At 41.9% G+C, this 13,322-nt stretch carries 15 protein-coding genes; 14 read left to right on the top strand and 1 reads right to left on the bottom strand.

Annotation, left to right across the window (positions count from 1 at the left end; genetic code table 11):
• Positions 1-38: 38 nt before the first annotated feature.
• The 12 genes from I2F76_RS09220 to I2F76_RS09165 all read left to right on the top strand — a co-directional run bounded on the left by I2F76_RS09220 (position 39) and on the right by I2F76_RS09165 (position 9,799).
• Positions 39-950, top strand: coding sequence for a helix-turn-helix domain-containing protein (locus tag I2F76_RS09220; RefSeq protein ID WP_195487719.1), 912 nt, complete (start codon positions 39-41; stop codon positions 948-950).
• 163 nt (positions 951-1,113) lie between these two features.
• Positions 1,114-1,437: a hypothetical protein gene (locus I2F76_RS09215; protein ID WP_195487718.1), complete on the top strand. Its 324-nt coding sequence runs from the start codon at positions 1,114-1,116 to the stop codon at positions 1,435-1,437.
• A 74-nt stretch (positions 1,438-1,511) separates the two neighbouring features.
• Positions 1,512-2,006 (top strand): hypothetical protein, encoded by a 495-nt coding sequence (locus I2F76_RS09210; protein ID WP_205012044.1) that lies wholly within the window; start codon positions 1,512-1,514, stop codon positions 2,004-2,006.
• Between the two features lie 108 nt (positions 2,007-2,114).
• A complete protein-coding gene (locus I2F76_RS09205; protein ID WP_195487716.1) occupies positions 2,115-2,501 on the top strand; it encodes an ABC transporter permease in 387 nt (128 codons plus the stop codon).
• 170 nt (positions 2,502-2,671) lie between these two features.
• Positions 2,672-3,370, top strand: a complete 699-nt coding sequence (locus I2F76_RS09200) for an N-acetylmannosamine-6-phosphate 2-epimerase (RefSeq protein WP_003015341.1) — start codon at positions 2,672-2,674, stop codon at positions 3,368-3,370.
• Positions 3,371-3,509: 139 nt separating this feature from the next.
• Positions 3,510-4,826, top strand: coding sequence for an extracellular solute-binding protein (locus tag I2F76_RS09195; protein WP_031572788.1), 1,317 nt, complete (start codon positions 3,510-3,512; stop codon positions 4,824-4,826).
• 182 nt (positions 4,827-5,008) lie between these two features.
• Positions 5,009-5,896 carry a carbohydrate ABC transporter permease gene (locus I2F76_RS09190; RefSeq protein ID WP_003009412.1) on the top strand — a complete coding sequence of 296 codons (888 nt, stop codon included), beginning with the start codon at positions 5,009-5,011 and terminating at the stop codon, positions 5,894-5,896.
• Between the two features lie 15 nt (positions 5,897-5,911).
• Positions 5,912-6,751 (top strand): carbohydrate ABC transporter permease, encoded by an 840-nt coding sequence (locus I2F76_RS09185; protein WP_009731989.1) that lies wholly within the window; start codon positions 5,912-5,914, stop codon positions 6,749-6,751.
• A 74-nt stretch (positions 6,752-6,825) separates the two neighbouring features.
• Positions 6,826-7,278 (top strand): YhcH/YjgK/YiaL family protein, encoded by a 453-nt coding sequence (locus I2F76_RS09180; RefSeq protein ID WP_003015325.1) that lies wholly within the window; start codon positions 6,826-6,828, stop codon positions 7,276-7,278.
• A 21-nt stretch (positions 7,279-7,299) separates the two neighbouring features.
• Positions 7,300-7,947, top strand: a complete 648-nt coding sequence (locus tag I2F76_RS09175; RefSeq protein ID WP_003009419.1) for a YesL family protein — start codon at positions 7,300-7,302, stop codon at positions 7,945-7,947.
• Positions 7,948-7,978: 31 nt separating this feature from the next.
• Positions 7,979-8,896 (top strand): dihydrodipicolinate synthase family protein, encoded by a 918-nt coding sequence (locus I2F76_RS09170; RefSeq protein WP_195487715.1) that lies wholly within the window; start codon positions 7,979-7,981, stop codon positions 8,894-8,896.
• A 15-nt stretch (positions 8,897-8,911) separates the two neighbouring features.
• Positions 8,912-9,799: an ROK family protein gene (locus tag I2F76_RS09165; protein ID WP_195487714.1), complete on the top strand. Its 888-nt coding sequence runs from the start codon at positions 8,912-8,914 to the stop codon at positions 9,797-9,799.
• 97 nt (positions 9,800-9,896) lie between these two features.
• On the opposite strand, the gene I2F76_RS09160 is transcribed toward I2F76_RS09165, so the two are convergent.
• Complete coding sequence (locus I2F76_RS09160; RefSeq protein WP_195487713.1) at positions 9,897-10,736, bottom strand: MurR/RpiR family transcriptional regulator; 840 nt, start codon at positions 10,734-10,736, stop codon at positions 9,897-9,899.
• A 293-nt stretch (positions 10,737-11,029) separates the two neighbouring features.
• Between I2F76_RS09160 and I2F76_RS09155 the strand changes: the two genes are divergently transcribed.
• Positions 11,030-11,353 carry a hypothetical protein gene (locus I2F76_RS09155; RefSeq protein ID WP_003009429.1) on the top strand — a complete coding sequence of 108 codons (324 nt, stop codon included), beginning with the start codon at positions 11,030-11,032 and terminating at the stop codon, positions 11,351-11,353.
• A complete protein-coding gene (locus I2F76_RS09150; protein WP_195487712.1) occupies positions 11,343-13,304 on the top strand; it encodes a V-type ATP synthase subunit I in 1,962 nt (653 codons plus the stop codon). The genes I2F76_RS09155 and I2F76_RS09150 overlap by 11 nt, the downstream gene beginning before the upstream one ends.
• The last annotated feature ends 18 nt before the right edge of the window (positions 13,305-13,322 follow it).

Below are 13,322 nucleotides of genomic sequence, written 5' to 3'. Positions count from 1 at the left end.
GGGAGGTAACTTCTAGCCCTTTTTCAGAGGATTAAGAGATGAGAGATATAAAAAGTGAAATTGGGAAAAAACTAAGACGATTAAGAGAAGAAAAGGGGTTGACGAGAGAAGTACTTTGTAACGATGAAAGTGAATTAACAGTTCGTCAGTTAGTACGTATTGAAAAGGGGGAGTCTTTGCCTAGCTTAAAAAAATTAGAATATATTGCGAATATGCTGGGTATTCCAGTATCGAATATTGTAGATCATGATAAAGCGGTGTTACCTCGTAGATATCTAGAGTTGAAATTTCTAGTTACTCATTTTATGACATATGGGGATGAAGAACGGATAAGACTAAAGGAATCCTATTTTGATGAGATTTACGAATCGTATTTTGAAGATTTACCAGAAGAGGAACAAGTTGCTATTGAAGCTGTAGATGCAGCGTTAAATGTTTTTTCAACTGAGAAAGCTGAATATGGAGAAAATTTGATTGAGGAATATTTTGGGCAATTGATGACTAAAAAAGAATTTTCTCAAAATGATCTATTAATCATCAAATTATTTTTGTTCAAGTGTCTCGCGAGAGCCAAGGATAAAAGAGATGCCATGATTTTAGTTGATAAAATGATTGCAACCAAAGATTCATCTGATAAAACGAGCCTATATTTAATAACCAGAAATTTGATAGCGATGACTTCTATCTTATATCAAGATGAAGATTATGAACAGTTGGGTCCATATATAGATGAATTGGATAAATTGGTACAAGAAACTCAATATTTTCAACAACAGCCGGGTATAGATATGATGAAAGGAACCTATGCATTCTACGTGGAAAAAGATATAGAAAAAGCAAAAGTATTTTATCACCAAGCGATGGTTTGTGCTCATTCATTTGGCGAATTTGATCTTGAAAATAAAATAAAAAAAGAAATGGAAAAACATATAAAAATAAAATGGACATGACATTTATGTCATGTCCATTTTATTTTTAAAGTGATACTATTACTATCGAAAGCGAATAAAGGAGGATAAGCCAGATGTTGGGAGTAATTGTAACTGTACTATCTTTAGTATTTTTAGTTGATTAAAAATACTAATTTAACAATTAAGTAGAGAAGGTGATGATATGAAAAATATTAAAAAAATGATACTTCTTTCGATTATAGGATTCTCCTTAATAGGATCTTTTGTATCTCCAGTTAGTGCCAATGCTATAAAGCCCATTGAAGCAACAATTTCACGGGACCGTGGTGTTTGTGGAGATATGAATAAAAACAGTACAACCTATAAGCGCTATTGTCTCAAAGATGGTAATGCTTCAGCTCATTTGACTCAACGACAAATAGATTGTATTTGGTCTTTGTTTGGAGTTGCTGTGTCCCCAGCTGGTGGGTGGGTATCTGTAATTAGAGAACTTGGTAACGTAGCGTACAAGTGCTATAATGTATGATTAAAAGGAAATAGTTTATAAGATTACGTTAAAATAATCCTCCTTTGTTTGTTATTATTAATATGGTTCGTGAAATGAATTTTAAGAAATTTAGTAAATTAATGCTAGGTATTATTCTTCTATGCCAGTTAAATGCTTGTGTTTTATCATCAGGATTGGCTGATAAAGAAAATTTACAATTAACAAAAGTTGAAATCGATAAAGATTATGAATTAAAAATGAAAAGATTGTATCGCTCTATAGTAACAAATTATACAAAAGTAAGTGCTGGAAATATCATAGATAGAAATTTAAAAAATAACAGTTTTGTATATATAGGCAGAGAATCTTGTCCATTTTGTAGAGAGTTTGTGCCAATGTTAAATGAGCTTTTATTAAAGTCAAATAACAAAGTCTACTATTTAGATACTGAGTCAGATTCAAAAAATCCTAGAATACAGGAGTTTTATCAAAAATTTAGTATAGATGGAGTACCTGCTTTGTTATATTTTAAAAAAGATGGGGCATACGAAATATTACATGAAGATGATGTTTTATCTGAGTGGATTAATAAAATGATAGAAAATTAATATCATATATAAATTTATAATTTTCACTTCATATTGCTTGTAAATAACCTATTATAGTCTTATAATATAAGTGCAGAAAACGATTACATAATAGAAAGGTGTGATCTTATGAAAGGCTTTCGTTACCATCATGAATTCTGGATGGACTTCCATTTCTGGCTCTTGGTCTTGCTTTTAGCAGCTGTAGCTTTGATGATGCAGGCTCCGCTTTCGGTAGTTAGCCTAGCTTATCTTGCTTTTGTAGGGATTTTGATTCTGTTGCAGGTCTTTCAACCGCCTGTATCGACACGTCAGTACCCAGAAGGTAGCTACCATTTCAATTGGAACTTCTACCGGGATACCCGACTGTATATCGATCTCTTTTTATTAGCACGTCTCTTGGCAGGGCCAATTGTTTCGTCAGATGTGCTCTATTGGATCTTGCTTGGTGCCGTCGTCGGCTCTATTGGCTTTGTATTTGTCGTAAAGGAAAAAGCGACTCAAAAGATGGCTTAGGGAATCACCATGTCCTAGATCTCTGAAACTAGTTTCAGAGATCTTTTTATTTTTGCCTAAAATGTGAAACTATAATCCAATTGCACGATTAATATTGTAAGCGCTTTAAAAATAGATTATAATCAATTTACAAGTACTCGAGTTGCCTTATTATCAAAGGAGAAGGAGTTATGTCAAAGATTACAAAAGATGAACTGATTGAACAAATCAAAGACGGCATCATTGTTTCTTGTCAAGCTCTCCCTCATGAACCGCTCTATACAGAAGCAGGAGGAGTCATTCCTCTCTTGGTCAAAGCGGCTGAACAGGGTGGAGCTGTCGGAATCCGAGCCAATAGTGTCCGGGATATCAAGGAAATCAAGGAAGTGACCAAGTTACCAATTATTGGGATTATCAAACGTGATTACCCACCTGAAGAACCCTTTATCACGGCTACTATGAAAGAAGTCGATGAGCTGGCAGCTTTGGATATCGCGGTCATTGCGCTTGATTGTACCAAACGTCCGCGTCATGATGGACTTTCGATTAGTGACTTTATCCATCAAGTCAAAGAGAAATATCCAGATCAACTCTTGATGGCTGATATCTCTACTCTGGAAGAAGGATTGACAGCTGTCGAAGCGGGCGTGGACTTTGTCGGAACGACCCTTTCGGGCTATACGGACTACAGTCCAAAGGTTGATGGTCCAGATTTTGAACTGATTCATCGTCTCTGCCAAGCAGGAGTAGATGTCATCGCAGAAGGCAAGATCCACTACCCTGATCAGGCCAAGAAAATCCATGATCTCGGTGTTCGTGGTATCGTCGTAGGTGGCGCCATTACTCGACCAAAAGAGATTACAGAGCGCTTCGTCGCAGCCTTAAAATGAGAAAACAAAACAGTAGATTGAAGGAGGAGGAGACCGAATAGAGAGTAGTCGAATCTGAAACATGAACAAGAATAGGCGTCCTCATTGAGGATAACCCCCTGTAAGAGTAATCTTACCGTAAATTGTGAGGAGAAATCACATGAAAATGAAAAAAGTATTGTGCTCGTTGGTAGCTGGTGCAGCTCTTCTAGCACTCGCAGCTTGTGGCTCTAGCGGAGGATCAAAATCAGAATCTTCTGGTGGAAATTCTGGTAAAACAGAAATCACTTGGTGGGCCTTCCCAGTCTTTACTCAAGAAAAAGCAGAAGATGGTGTCGGAACCTACGAAAAATCAATTATTGCAGCTTTTGAAAAAGCAAATCCAGATATCCACGTGAATTTGGAAACGATTGACTTCAAGTCAGGTCCTGAAAAGATCACAACGGCTATTGAAGCAGGAACTGCTCCAGATGTGCTCTTTGATGCACCTGGACGGATCATTCAGTATGGTAAAAATGGAAAATTGGCTGATTTGAACGATCTCTTTACCGAAGATTTTGTCAAAGATGTCAATAATGAAAATATCATTCAAGCCAGCAAGGCAGGCGACACAGCTTACATGTATCCAATTAGTTCAGCACCATTCTACATGGCGATGAATAAGAAGATGCTCAAAGATGCAGGCGTGTTGGATCTTGTCAAAGAAGGCTGGACAACAGACGACTTTGAAAAAGTATTGAAAGCTTTGAAAGACAAAGGTTACACACCAGGATCACTCTTCAGTAACGGTCAAGGTGGAGACCAAGGAACTCGTGCCTTCATTGCCAACCTTTATGGCGGTTCTGTTACTGATGAAAAAGTAACCAAGTATACAACAGATGATCCAAAATTTGTCAAAGGTTTGGAAAAAGCTTCTAAATGGATCGATGACGGCTTGATGATGAATGGTTCTCAATTCGATGGTGGAGCAGACATCCAAAACTTTGCGAATGGTCAAACTTCTTACACTATCTTGTGGGCGCCTTCACAAAACGGTATCCAAGCTAAATTGTTGGATGCAAGTAAGGTCGAAGTAGTAGAAGTGCCATTCCCATCTGACTCAGGCAAGCCAAAATTGGAATACCTTGTCAATGGATTTGCAGTCTTCAATAATAAAGATGAAAAGAAAATTGCTGCTGCTAAGAAATTTGTACAGTTCATCGCAGACGACAAAGAATGGGGACCAAAAGATGTTGTGCGTACAGGAGCCTTCCCAGTTCGTAGTTCATTTGGTAAGTTGTACGATGACAAACGGATGGAAACCATCAGCACTTGGACAAAATACTACTCACCATACTACAACACGATCAACGGTTTTGCAGAAATGCGGACCCTATGGTTCCCAATGTTGCAATCTGTTTCAAACGGGGATGAAAAAGCAGAACCAGCTTTGAAGACCTTTACTGAAAAAGCAAACGAAACCATTACGAAAAAATAATCAGTCTATGAAGCAGACCTAAGTCTTTCATAGAAACGAGAATTTGCAGGCCTCTTCGAATCCGTATTTCTCTTTTTGGAATGGAACGAAGGGGTCTTCATTCTTTCTGGATCTTCTTTTCTTAAGTCGTAAGATATGTTTAGAAAAGAAAATAGAAAAAGAACACTAGGAGGTGCCTTACTGTGAAGGTAAACAAAATCCGAATGAGGGAGACACTCGTTTCCTACGCATTCCTAGCACCCATTTTAATCTTCTTTACAGTCTTTGTCCTAGCACCCATGATTATGGGCTTTGTGACAAGTTTCTTCAACTATTCTATGACATCCTTTAAGTTTGTCGGTTTAGAAAATTATTCCCGCATGTTTGCGGATAAGGTCTTTGTGAAGTCCTTGATCAATACTGTCATCATCGTTATCGGATCGGTTCCGATCGTCGTATTGTTCTCCTTGTTTGTGGCTTCTCAGACCTACCATCAAAATGCGATTGCGCGTTCCTTCTATCGTTTCGTCTTCTTCCTTCCAGTTGTTACAGGGAGTGTAGCGGTAACGGTTGTATGGAAATGGATCTATGATCCACTATCAGGGATTTTGAACTTTGTATTGAAATCTGGACATGTCATCAACCAAAACATTTCTTGGTTGGGGGACAAACACTGGGCTTTGATGGCCATCATCATTATTTTGTTGACCACTTCAGTTGGTCAACCGATCATCCTCTACATCGCTGCTATGGGAAATATTGATAATTCTCTCGTAGAAGCCGCGCGTGTGGATGGTGCGACAGAATTTCAAGTTTTCTGGAAGATCAAATGGCCAAGCTTGTTGCCAACAACTTTGTACATTGCCATCATTACGACCATTAACTCTTTCCAATGTTTCGCCTTGATCCAATTGTTGACATCCGGTGGTCCTAACTACTCAACGAGTACCCTTATGTACTACCTCTATGAAAAAGCCTTTAAACTCTCTGAATACGGTTATGCCAACACCATGGGTGTCTTCCTTGCGGTGATGATTGCCATTATCAGTTTTGCGCAATTCAAGATCCTCGGAAACGACGTAGAATACTAAAGAAAGGAGCCTCAGATGAAACCAACACAAAAGAAACCCATCACTGCCTTTACAGTGATTTCAACCATCATTTTGCTCCTTTTGACAATCTTGTTCATTTTCCCTTTCTATTGGATTTTAACAGGAGCTTTCAAGTCTCAACCGGATACGATTATGATCCCACCTCAGTGGTGGCCAAAGACACCAACCATGGAAAATTTCCAACAGTTGATGGTACAAAACCCAGCTCTACAATGGCTGTGGAACAGTGTCTTTATTTCCCTTGCAACCATGCTTTTGGTATGTATGACCTCTTCTTTGGCGGGTTATGTCTTGGCTAAGAAACGCTTCTATGGGCAACGAATTCTCTTTGCCATCTTCATTGCAGCTATGGCCCTTCCGAAACAAGTTGTCTTAGTTCCATTGGTACGGATTATTAACTTTATGGGAATCCATGATACCCTTGCAGCGGTTATTCTACCATTGGTTGGATGGCCATTCGGGGTCTTCTTGATGAAGCAATTTAGTGAAAACATCCCAACAGAACTCTTAGAATCTGCTAAGATCGATGGTTGTGGAGAGTTGCGGACTTTCTGGAGCGTTGCCTTCCCAATTGTCAAGCCAGGATTTGCAGCCCTTGCCATCTTTACCTTTATCAACACCTGGAACGACTACTTTATGCAATTGGTAATGCTGACCTCTCGTCAAAACTTGACTATTTCACTAGGGGTTGCGACCATGCAGGCTGAAATGGCCACAAACTATGGCTTGATCATGGCTGGGGCAGCCCTAGCTGCAGTGCCAATCGTTACGGTCTTCCTGGTTTTCCAAAAATCCTTCACACAAGGGATTACCATGGGAGCGGTCAAAGGATAAGTCGTCCGCTTGGACAAACGATAGTTGTGTACAGATCGGTTTTCTAGGCTGAGAAGTATCGAAAGGATGAGAATATGATATTTGATGATTTAAAAAACATCACCTTTTACAAAGGAATCCACCCCAATCTAGATCAGGCCATTGACTTTCTCTATGAGCATCGGAAGGATTCTTTTGAATTGGGGAGATACGATATTGATGGGGATAAGGTCTTTCTCGTCGTTCAAGAAAATACCCTCAACAAAGCAGAAAATGATCGCTTTGAACACCACAAAAGATATGCCGATTTGCATTTATTAGTAGAAGGGCATGAGTTTTCGAGTTATGGATCTCGTGTGACAGGTGAGGCTATCGCATTTGATGAAGCATCGGACATCGGTTTTGTCCATTGCCAGGAGTCTTATCCGCTTCATCTAGGCTATCATAATTTTGCGATTTTCTTTCCAGGGGAACCTCACCAGCCCAATGGCTATGCAGGGCAAGAAGATATCGTGAAAAAATATCTATTTAAAATTGCGATCGATTGATCACGTTAGAAAGGAGTGCCTATGTCATCTAAGGGAGCAGGATTGATCAAAACCGTTTTTAACACGGACAATGTAGTGATGCGTATCAGTGAGAAGGTCCTCGACTTGGTAACCGTTAATCTTTTATTTGTGCTAAGTTGTTTACCAGTTCTCACGATTGGAATTGCGAAAATTAGTTTGTATCAGACCTTATTTGCCATTAAGCACCAGCGTCGAGTTCCGGTGATTCGTAGTTATGCGAAGGCTTTTCGGGACAATTGGAAAATAGGCTTGCAACTAGGAAGTTTAGAACTGATTGTTGCAGGTATTTGTCTCTTTGATTTATTCTTATTTTGGGGGCAAACTTCCCTAGCTTTCCAAGCTTTGAAAACCATTTGTTTAGGCCTCTTTCTCTTTCTTGTGTTGATCTTATTGGCTGCTTATCCTATTGCGGCCCGCTACCAATTGGATTGGAAAGAGTGTTTGCAAAAAGCCATGATTGTGACAGGCTTGCATTTTCCTTGGTTCTTCGTCATGGGAAGTGCTCTCTTGCTTCTATGTATGGCTCTTGCAAGCTCAGTTTTAGCTTTCCTATTGGGGCTTATGATCTTTTTCTTGTTCGGCTTTTCAAGCTTGGCTTTTGCACAAGTTGGATTAATGGAAAAGATTTTCGCCCAGTACCAAGAATAAAATGAATTTATTAGTGACAAAAGGAGAAAAAATGTCAGATTTAAAAAAATATGAAGGAGTCATCCCCGCTTTTTACGCCTGCTATGATGACCAAGGAGAAATTAGCCCGGAGCGGGTACGTGCGCTGGTAGAATATTTTATCGCGAAAGATGTGCAGGGCTTGTATGTCAACGGATCCTCTGGCGAATGCATTTACCAGAGCGTGGCCGATCGCAAGCTGATTCTAGAAGAAGTGATGGCAGTAGCTAAAGGGAAATTGACCATCATTGCTCACGTAGCCTGCAACAACACCAAGGATAGCGTGGAATTGGCACGACATGCGGAAGAACTAGGAGTGGATGCCATTGCGGCCATTCCACCGATCTATTTCCGCTTGCCAGAATACAGTGTGGCCCACTACTGGAATGAAATCAGTGCAGCCGCACCCAATACAGACTTTGTCATCTACAATATCCCGCAATTGGCAGGGGTCGCTTTGACACCGAGCCTTTACAAGGAAATGTTGAAAAACCCACGGGTGATTGGGGTCAAGAATTCTTCGATGCCTGTTCAGGACATTCAAACCTTTGCTTCTTTAGGAGGCGACGACCACATCGTCTTTAATGGTCCGGATGAACAATTCTTAGGTGGCCGTCTCATGGGAGCGCATGCTGGGATCGGTGGCACCTATGGTGCGATGCCAGAACTTTTCTTGAAGCTCAATCAGCTGATTGCTGAGAAAGACTTGGAGACTGCGCGTGCCTTGCAGTTTGCCATCAATGATATTATTGGAGTCTTGACATCTGCTCATGGCAATATGTATGCGGTCATCAAAGCGGTTTTGCGCATCAATGAAGGTTTGGACTTGGGATCTGTTCGCTCCCCTTTGACGCCAGTAGTAGAAGCGGATCAAGAAGTGATTCAACGTGCTGCTCAACTCATTCAGGACACAAAAGCCAGATTCCTTTGATCAAAGGAGGTCTAGATGAATCCATATGTTGTAATTGATATCGGAGGGACCAGTATCAAGTATGGTCTAGCCGATGCAAAAGGGCAACTCCTAGAGACCCATGAAATGCCAACGGAGGCCCAAAAAGGAGGACCTCACATTCTTAACACAACAAAGGAAATCGTAGCCCGTTATTTGAAGAAGCATCCCTTGGCAGGGGTTGCGATTTCTTCGGCCGGAATGGTCGATCCTGATAAGGGAGAAATCTTTTATGCTGGTCCGCAAATTCCCAACTATGCAGGCACCCAATTCAAAAAGGAAATCGAAGAGACCTTTCAGATCTCTTGCGAGATTGAAAATGATGTCAACTGTGCCGGTCTCGCAGAGGTCACTACAGGTCATGCAAAAGGTTCGAACAATGCTGTTTGCTTGACGATTGGAACAGGGATCGGCGGTTGCCTCTTGCTTGATGGTCAGGTCTTTCATGGTTTTAGCAATTCAGCCTGTGAGGTTGGCTATCTTCATTTGCCAGACGGTGCCTTTCAGGATCTAGCTTCAACGACGGCTTTGGTCGAGTATGTGGCAGAACATCATGGTGATCCTGTGGAACAGTGGAATGGTCGCCGGATCTTCAAGCAGGCAACTGAAGGAGATAAAATCTGTATGGCTGGAATTGATCGAATGGTGGCCTATCTCGGAAAAGGACTGGCCAATATCGCCTATGTGGTCAATCCAGAGGTCATCGTTCTTGGAGGGGGAATTATGGCTCAGGAAGCCATCCTGAAACCTAAAATCTATCAAGCCCTGTGTGCCGAACTGGTTCCTAGCCTAGCAGATAAGATTCGTTTGGAGTTTGCCCACCATCAAAACGCTGCGGGTATGTTGGGGGCCTACTACCACTTTAGACAAAAACATGGAACATAAAACAAGTCGCGTTGGCGACTTGTTTTTGATTCATCAAAAAAAGCATGAAAGATGAAGAAAATCTGATCTTTCATGCTTTTTAAATAGGGAGACCATATTAAGATTTTCGAGAACGTTGACTAGAAAGTTTTTTGTTTTCCCAGTAACTATTAAAGACAATTTCCTTTTGTTCTCGACTTTTATTAAGAAAGTGAGCATAGATCAAATCGACCACAATGAGGAGTGGTAAAATAGCAGAGATTCGATCGATATAGGTACTACTAGGAAGAGGTGTGGCCGGTAACACTTCTGTGAATCCTTGGTGGATGGCAGCCGGGTTAGCAGTCACAAGAACCGTTTTAGCCCCTTTTTCTTTGGCGTCCAGGAGACTGTCTGTAATGGAGTTGGTGCCTCCTGACAATGAGAAACCGATGACTAAACAAGAGGAATCGAGAATACTGGTCGTCCAAGCAAAGCCATCTTGATCAGTCAGAGCTTCACAAACGACGCCCAGTCGCATAAAGCGCAATTTCATTTCTCGGGCGACTAAACCGGAACTACCGATCCCGAAGAAATAGACTCGGTCTACTTGATCGATTAGTTCAGCTACCCGATCTAATTGGGAATCTTTTACCAGACTTTCAGTGACGTTACTGATATGGTGGTAGCGTTGCAAGACGCTGAGAGTGAGTTCGTCATGCACTTGCACCTGTTTTTGATTTTTGGTTTCTTCGTTAAAGTGATAGATAAATTCCCGATAGCCAGTGAAGCCACATTTTTGAGAGAAACGCGTCAAAGCTGCCTTTGAGACATGGAGTAACTCCGTTACACGAGAAGAGGACAGGGAGTGCTGTCGTGCTTCGGATGATAAAAAATATTGGGCAATGTCGCGTTCCATATCTGTTAACTCAGCTTCATGGCTGGCGATAATGGCGCGTAAATCTTGATCTTGTTTCACAGCAATCCTCCTTTCTCGCGAGATGAAATAACAGGATGCTCCTATAATATATTACACATTATAACATGGGTAACCGCTTTATTCAAGTAAAAGAAATCAAGAAATACTGAAACTAGGAACAGGATATAAGAAAAGAAGAGAACGCTACCAATCTTGGCAGTAGGGGCTTGTTGGTTGTCCAAAATTTTCTGAAAATTCCCGGTTGGGCCTGAACAAACGATATGAATTGTGGTATAATTTAAGATAATTGTACTGTTGTTGGAAGAACAATAGTTGAATAAGGAGGTGTGACGATGTCGAATGCAACACTCGAGATGATGCAAGAGATCGAGCAAGCTGCTCAGGGCGTGATCGTAGGTTATGAAGCTCAAGTTGAACAAATCCGAACGGATTCGCGCGATCGCCTTGCAACAGTGGCACAGCATTACGATGAGGAAACCAAGCAATTGGTCACAGAGGCAGAAAAAAACGCCCAGGAAAGACTCGTCCGTTTAACGAAAGATCTGGAAGAAACGGTTGCGCGCAATGATGCCAAGGTACAACAGGCGATGACCGACAAGCGAGCTGGGTTAGTTGAAGCCATTGTAGAAAAGGTGGTAGCAAGCTATGGCCGTTAGTCAGATGCAAAAACTGTCCCTCATCTTGCCTAAAGATGACTTGGACAGTCTCCTACTAGCGCTACAGTCTGAGGCAAAAATCCAGATTTATGACCTTAGTGAGCATGAAGAGTGGCAGGCTGCTTTTGAGGCAAAGACCTTGTCTCAACCCTTGACAGAGGACAATCGTCAAGCCTTGGTAGAGCTGCAAAAACGTCAAGAACAAGTTGAAAAAATGATTCAGACTCTAGAGCCCTATATGCCTGAGAAGAAGGCCCTGCAAGCTCTGAAGGAAGAACCCTTAAGCTTGTCTTTTGATGACTTGCAGGCCCACGGGATGATTCGAGACGAGGATCTTCTATTGACCAAGTTGAAACGCCAATTGCGTGTGTTAGACAAGGCCCGGCAGAAGATTGCGGATGCAAAGGGAGAGATAGAGCGCTTAGAAAAATGGCGACCGTTAGAGGTAACGCCAGCTGCTCTCGCTAATTTTCACTATGTGCATGGCTTGATCGGGACCATCCCAAATAGCGATACAGACGCTGTTCGTTCTTCCTTAAAAGCTCATCCTGAGCTGGAGCTAGAAGAAGTCTTTACGTCTGAAACCGAACACGGCTATATCATCTTGTATCGTTCGGGAGATCGTGTAGCTGTTCAGGAGCTTCTAGAAGACCATGGGTTCAAAGAATTGGGCTATGAAGAAGAGCAGGTCCCGGCCGTCTACTTGGATCGCCTAGAAGGGGAAATCAAAGAGCAAGAAGCTGTAGTTGCAGCAACCCTAGCAGAGTTGCAAAACTCCCAGAATGAGTTGGACCAGCTCAAGTACCAGATGGATTACTTGCTGAGTTCGGGAGCTCGGGAGGAAGCCAAGTCGCTTCTTGCCAGCACGCAAAGCTTGGTAGCTCTAGAGGGGTGGATTGAAACCTCCCAAGTGGCCTCATTGCGAGACTTCTTGCAAGAAGGTTTTGGTTCTCGGATCTTACTAGAGACACGAGATGTAACGGAAAAAGATTGGGATGACGTTCCGATCCAGTTGCGAAATAATGCCTTGGTAGAGCCCTTTGAATTAGTCACAGAGATGTACGCCCTGCCTAAGTATTACGAGAAAGATCCGACACCGATCGTTTCTCTCTTCTACTTTGTTTTCTTTGGCATGATGGTCGCAGATATCGGTTATGGACTGTTGCTAACGGTGGCGACAGGCTTTGCCCTTAAAGCCTTTAAGCTCAAGCCTAGTACAGCCAAGAACCTTCGTTTCTTCAGCCTCCTCGGAATTTCAGTTGCCCTTTGGGGTGTGGTCTATGGCTCTTTCTTTGGATTTGAGATGCCTTTTGCCTTGATCAGTACGACCAGCAACGCCATGACCATCCTGATCCTCTCAGTGGTCTTTGGTTTTATCACCGTCTTAGTGGGCCTCTTCCTAGGAGGAATGAAAAATGTTCGCCTCAAAGACTACACGGAAGCCTATAATGCTGGCTTTGCTTGGGTCTTGATCCTACTTGGTTTAATGCTTCTAGCAGTAGGCAATATCTTGCCAGGGATGAGCATTTTAGTTCCGATTGGCAAGTGGCTGGCTATTTTGAATGCCATTGGGATCTTGATTGTTTCCATTGTCAGTGCCAAGAAGCTGTCCGGCTTAGCCTCTGGTCTCTTTAACCTCTACAATGTTAGTGGCTATGTTGGAGACTTAGTCAGCTTCACCCGTTTGATGGCTTTGGGCTTGTCTGGAGCGAGTATCGGTTCGGCCTTCAACCTCATTGTCAATCTCTTTCCACCGCTTGGACGGTTTACGGTAGGGCTTGTGCTCTTTATCGTCCTACATGCCATTAATATGTTCCTGTCCTTCTTGTCGGGATATGTGCATGGAGCCCGTCTGATCTTTGTGGAGTTCTTCGGTAAGTTCTACGAAGGAGGAGGCAAGCCATTTCGTCCTCTCAAACCTTCTGAACGCTATATTAAAACAAAAAAATAAGTATTATCTTTAATAAAT

This window comes from Streptococcus parasanguinis (genome assembly GCF_015557775.1).
Lineage (GTDB): Bacteria > Bacillota > Bacilli > Lactobacillales > Streptococcaceae > Streptococcus > Streptococcus parasanguinis_AA.
This window is presented reverse-complemented; position numbering and strand designations above follow the sequence as displayed.